Origin of the sequence: Hydrogenophaga sp. (assembly GCF_041633695.1) — a bacterium.
In the GTDB taxonomy this organism is placed as follows: domain Bacteria; phylum Pseudomonadota; class Gammaproteobacteria; order Burkholderiales; family Burkholderiaceae_C; genus Hydrogenophaga.
Window position 1 is genome coordinate 1 of record NZ_JBFJMY010000278.1, and the last position, 5,660, is coordinate 5,660.

Consider the following 5,660-nt stretch of genomic DNA (forward strand, 5'->3'; position numbering starts at 1 on the left):
TCGTTTCGCTCAGCAAGCGCTCGCGCAGTTCGCGTTTGAGCAGTTTGTCGTTGGCGTTGCGCGGCAGGGGTTGCGCACACAAGGTGTAGCTTTCGGGCACCTTGTAGTCGGACAAACGCTCGGCGCAGAACGCGCGCAGCGCATCGGCATCCAGGCTTTTGCCCTCTTTGGCCGAAACAAACACGTGCACACGTTCGCCCAGCACCGGGCAGGTCTTGGCGATCACGGCCGCCTCCAGCACGTCGGCGTGCTGGCACAGCACGTTCTCCACCTCGATGCTGAATATCTTGTAGCCGCCCCGGTTGAGCATGTCCTTGCGCCGGTCCATCACATAAACAAAACCTTGATCGTCCACACGGCCCACGTCGCCGCTGCGCCAGTAGCCGCCGCAAAAGGCCTCGGCGCTGGCCTGGGGGTTGTCCCAGTAGGCGCACACGACCATCGGGCCCTTGAGCCACAGCTCACCCACTTCGCCGCACGGCAGTTCGCGGCCCTGTTCGTCCATCACCGCCACCTCGGCGCAAGCCAGCGGCAGACCCACGCTGTCGAGGTGGGCGCGCGTGAGCTCCGGCGGCATGATGGTGGTCGGCGAGGTGGTTTCGGTCGACCCATAACAATTGGACAAACCCAAACCCGGCAACTGGCGAGCCAGTTCGTCGATGGTGACCGGCGGCATGGGCGCACCGCCATATCCGCCCGCGCGCCAATGGCTCAGGTCGTGCGCCGAAAAATCGCTCTGCAACAAGCACAACTGGTACATGGCGGGCACCAGCACCGTGAAGCTCATGCGCTCGCGCGCGGCCAGTTGCAAGAAGTCTGCGGCTTTGAAACTGGGTGCCACCAGCAGGGTGCCGCCCAGGCCCAGCGTCACCATCATCAAGCCCACCAGGCCGGTCACATGGCTGAGCGGCACGACCACGCAGCCGCGCTCGGCCGGACCCAGCGACAGGCCCTGTGCGTAGTGCAACACCGAATGCACCACGTTCAGGTGCGTCAGCATCGCGCCCTTGGGGAAACCCGTGGTGCCGGAGGTGTACATGATGACAGCCACGTCTTCCTCGTGCACCGGGGCGGTGTCGGCCAAAGGCTCGAAGCCCGACAAACGCTCAAAAGCCTGCGGATGATCGGGCGGCACGCCCACCAGCAGCCGGTGCCGCAGCAGCGGCGTGTCTTCGGGTGCCGGCCAGCGCGCTTGCAGCGCCGCGTCCGACACGAGCAGCATGGCGCCGCTGTTGTGCAGGATGTAGGCCAGGCCGGGTGTCTGGTCCCGGGTGCTCAAGGGCACGATCACGGCGCCGATGGCCTGGATGGCAAAAGATGCGAGCACAAACTCGACGCCGTTGCCCAGCAGCAGCGCCACGCGGTCGCCCTGCTGCACGCCCAGCACAGCCATGCCCTGCGCCACCCGCATCACCTGCTCTTCGAATGCCGCCCAGCTGAGGCGCCGCTCGCCACAGACCAGGGCTTCGGCTGCGGGGTTTTTGCGCGCGGCCTGGCGCCACATCTGGTTGATGTCGTGGGGGCGCTCCACGAAACAGCGCACCACCCTGTCCTGGAAATGTTGCTCCAGGCGCGTGGCTGGCACGGGCGGCATGGCATCGGACATGTGGGTCTTTCCCGTGTACGGTTCGGGTGCCGCCCGCGTCACGCCGCCCGCGCCATGGCCGTGGCACCCAGCAGGCTTTCGCGGCATTCTTTCACCAGCCGTTGCAGCAGCACCTCGCAAGTGGGAATGTCGTCGATCAGACCCACCACCTGTCCGGCCCAGACCAGACCGGCATCGACCTCGCCACTGTGCAAAGCGCTGCGCCCGCGTTGTCCGGAAACCAGTGGCTGGATGTCGGCAAACTCACAACCGCCGGGCCGCTGCTCGGTGGCCACGACCTCGTCGGACACCGCGTTCTTGAGCACACGCCCGGTGTTGCGCAGGGAGCGGAATATCAGCTGGGTGTCGCGTTCGCTGGCGCGCACCAGGGCCTGTTTGATGTGCTCGTGAATAGGTGCTTCGGCGGTGGCGCAAAAGCGCGTGCCCATGTTGACGCCTTCGGCACCCAGGGCCATGGCCGCGGCCATGCCGCGCCCGTCGGCGATGCCGCCCGAAGCCACCACCGGGATGCGCAGCACGCGCGTGGCCAGTGGAATCAGGATAAGGCCGGGCACGTCGTCTTCGCCCGGATGACCGGCGCACTCGAAGCCATCGATGCTGACCGCATCCACCCCGTTGCGCTCGGCCGACAAGGCGTGGCGCACGCTGGTGCACTTGTGCACGATGCGCACGCCGTGGCGCTTGAGCTTTTCGATAAAGGCCTTGGGGCTGTTGCCCGCCGTCTCCAGCACTTTGACGCCTTTCTCGATCACCACCTCCAGGTATTCGGCGTAGGGCGGCGGGTTGACCGAGGGCAGGATGGTGAGGTTGACGCCAAAGGGCTGGTCGGTCATGCCGCGGCAGCGGTCGATTTCCTGGGCCAGGGCCTCGGGCGTGGCTTGGGTCAGCGCGGTGAGCACGCCCAGGCCGCCCGCATTGGACACCGCAGAGGCCAACTCGGCGGTGCCCACCCATTGCATGCCGCCCTGGATGATGGGGTAGCGGATGCCTAACAACTCGGTGATGCGTGTCTTCATGTTCATGGCTTGTCCTTGGGTAGCGGCCGGTTTCAAAGGCCTTTGAATTGGGCGGGGCGCTTGTCGAGAAAGGCGTTCACCCCTTCTGCGAAGTCCTGCGTCGCCGCACAGTCGGCAAACGCCAGCGCCTCGGCGTGCAGCTGGTCGGTGTAGTTGTGGTCCAGCGAACTGCGCAACAGCGCCTTGAGCCGGGCCATGGCCATGGGCGCAGCCGCTGCCAAACGCAGCGCCCAGGCTTGGGTGCGCGCCTCGATCTCGTCGGCGGGCACCACGGCATTCACCAGGCCCATGGCCAGCGCGGTGTCGGCGTCAAAAGGCTCGGCCAGCATGGCGATCTGCATCGCCCGGCGCAAACCCACCATGCGCGGCAGCCCGAAGGTGGTCCCGCTGTCGGCACTGGCACCGAGCGTGGTAAAGCCAATGCTGAAGCGGGTGCCCTGCGCCGCAATGGCCAGGTCGCAAGCCATCATCACGCCCAGGCCTGCGCCCGCCACCGCGCCATGCAATTGGGCGATCACCGGCAAGGGCAGTGCCACCAGTGTCTGCAGCGCGGCATGCACTTCCGGTATCAGGTCGGCGGCCTTGGGGGGATCGGCGCGCATGGCGGCCACGTCGCCACCGGCCAGAAAGGCCCGCCCTTCTCCGCCGAGCACCACCACACGCGCCAGCCCGTCATCCGCGACCAGGCGGCAGGCGGCGTGGAAGGCCTGGGCGGTCTCCAGGTCGATGGCGTTCAGGCGCTGCGGGCGGTTGAAGCGGATGTGCACCACGGCGCCTTCGCGCCAGCACAAGACGGGTGCGGTGGATGCTTCGGGTCGATCGGGATAGCTCATGTTCACAGCCTCATTGCGGGGTGTAGTAGGCGGCGCTTGAACCCAGGTTCTCGCGCGCCCGGCTCAGTTCCTGGCGCGCAATGGCACGCAGGTGCACCTCGTCCGGGCCGTCAAAGAAGCGCATGGCGCGGCCCCAGGTCCAGAGGTAGGACAGCGGTGTGTCGGGCGTGATGCCCATGGCGCCAAACACTTGCATCGCACGGTCGAGCACCCGGGTCTGCAACAGCGCAGCGACCAGCTTGATCGCCGACACATCGATGCGCGCGGCCTTGTTGCCCTGCGTGTCCATCAGCCAGGCAGCGCGCAGCACCAGCAGGCGGGCCTGGTCGATCTCCACGCGCGAGTGGGCGATCCAGTCCTGCACGTTGGCGAAATCGCTCAGGTGCTTGCCGAAGGCCTTGCGCGTCAGCGCACGATCACACATCAGCTCCATCGCCAGCTCGCACTGGCCGATGGAGCGCATGCAGTGGTGCACCCGGCCCGGGCCCAGGCGGGCCTGCGCCAGCGCAAAGCCCGCGCCCTCTTGCCCCAACAAGTTGGAGACCGGCACGCGTACGTTCTCGAAGGTGACTTCGCAGTGCCCTTCGGGGGTGTGGTGGTGCATGATGGCCACGTTGCGCACGATCTTGAAGCCGGGCGTGTCCAGTGGCACGATGACCATGGAGTGCCGGTTGTGTGCAGACGCTTCGGGGCTTTCATCGGACACGCCCATCACGATGGTGAAGCGGCACAAGGGGTGCATGGCCCCCGTGCTGAACCACTTGCGGCCATTGATCACGTACTCGTCGCCTTCGCGGCGGATCGTGGTCTGGATGTTGGTCGCGTCCGACGAGGCGACGTCGGGCTCCGTCATCGAAAAACACGAACGGATCTCGCCTTCCAGCAGCGGCTTCAACCACCTCTCGTGCTGCTCGGGCGTGGCGAACAGGTGCAGCATCTCCATGTTGCCGGTGTCGGGCGCATTGCAGTTGAACACCTCCGACGCCCACGGGATGCGGCCCATGATCTCGGCCAAGGGCGCGTACCCCATGTTCGAGAGGCGCGTGCCCGGCTCACCTTCGCGCAGACCCGGCAAAAACAGATTCCACAGACCGGCCTCTTTGGCCAACGCCTTGAGCGGCTCGATCACGGCCGATGGGTAAGTGCCGCTGTTGGCCAGGCGGTGCCATTCGGCGTTCTGCGGCAGCACGTGCCGGTCCATGAACGCGCGCAGCGTGTGCTGCAACTGCAGGTTGTCTTCTGAATACTGAAAATCCAAGGGGTGCTCCTGATCAAATGTTGGAAACGGGTGTGTGGATGGCCTCGATGCCACGCTGCGCCATGGCGACGCTGAGTGCGCCGACCTCGGCCGCGTTGTCGGCCACGGCGTTGCCACGCTGGGCACGCGCCGCGATGCCTTCGAAGATGACGGCCCAGCGCATGAACGCGAAGGCCCAGTGAAAGGGCTGGGCTTGCTCGCTGCGGCCGGCGGTGCGGTAGTAGTGCGCCACATACGCCTGCTCGGTGGGAATGCCCAGAGCGGCCAGGTCCAGCCCACGGATGCCACCGAACTCGGCGGGCAAGGTGCGCCAGGGCACGGTGTTGAAAGCCACGTCGGCCAGCGGGTGGCCCAGGGTGGAGAGTTCCCAGTCCAGCACCGCGACCACGCGCGGCTCGGTGGGGTGGAACATCAGGTTGTTGAGCTTGAAGTCGCCGTGCGCGATCGTGGTGGTGTCGTCGTCGGGCATGTGGCTGCCCAGCCAGTCGATGAGTTGATCGATGGCCGGGTTCTCGCGCGTTTTCGACAGCGCCCACTGCTGCGTCCAGCGGCGCAACTGGCGCTGGAAGAACTGGCCCGGCTTGCCGAAGTCGCCCAGGCCTGCGGCGCGCCAGTCCACCCGGTGCAGTTGCGCCAGGGTCTCGGCCATCGCCAGGTAGATCGCTCGCCGTTCGGTTGGCTCCATGCCGGGCAGTGCGTTGTCGGCAAACACGCGGCCCTCCACCCGGTCCATCAGGTAAAAGGGCGTGCCGATCACGTCGGCATCGGCGTGGTACAGCACGGTGGGTGGTACCGGCAAGTCGCTGGCGGCCAGCGCCCGCATGACGCGGAATTCCCGGTCCACCGCGTGGGCCGAGGGCAGCACCTCGCCCTCGGGTTTCTTGCGCAGCACCATGCGCCGGTTGTCAAAATCGACAAAGAAGGTGGGGTTGGACTGGCCGCCGCCA

At 66.5% G+C, this 5,660-nt stretch carries 5 protein-coding genes; all 5 read right to left on the bottom strand.

Going from position 1 to position 5,660, the window contains the following annotated elements; all coding sequences use genetic code 11:
• Nucleotides 1-1,606 (bottom strand): class I adenylate-forming enzyme family protein (locus tag ABYB95_RS15855; RefSeq protein WP_372659527.1); only part of this gene is annotated, 1,606 nt, incomplete at its 3' end.
• 38 nt (nt 1,607-1,644) lie between these two features.
• Entirely contained in the window at nt 1,645-2,622 is a 978-nt protein-coding gene (locus tag ABYB95_RS15860; protein ID WP_372659532.1) for an NAD(P)H-dependent flavin oxidoreductase, read from the bottom strand.
• Between the two features lie 32 nt (nt 2,623-2,654).
• Nucleotides 2,655-3,455, bottom strand: a complete 801-nt coding sequence (locus ABYB95_RS15865; protein WP_372659528.1) for an enoyl-CoA hydratase/isomerase family protein — start codon at nt 3,453-3,455, stop codon at nt 2,655-2,657.
• Nucleotides 3,456-3,465: 10 nt separating this feature from the next.
• Complete coding sequence (locus ABYB95_RS15870; protein WP_372659530.1) at nt 3,466-4,713, bottom strand: acyl-CoA dehydrogenase family protein; 1,248 nt, start codon at nt 4,711-4,713, stop codon at nt 3,466-3,468.
• A gap of 13 nt (nt 4,714-4,726) precedes the next feature.
• On the bottom strand, nt 4,727-5,660 hold a 934-nt coding region (locus ABYB95_RS15875; RefSeq protein ID WP_372659531.1), incomplete at its 5' end, for a phosphotransferase family protein.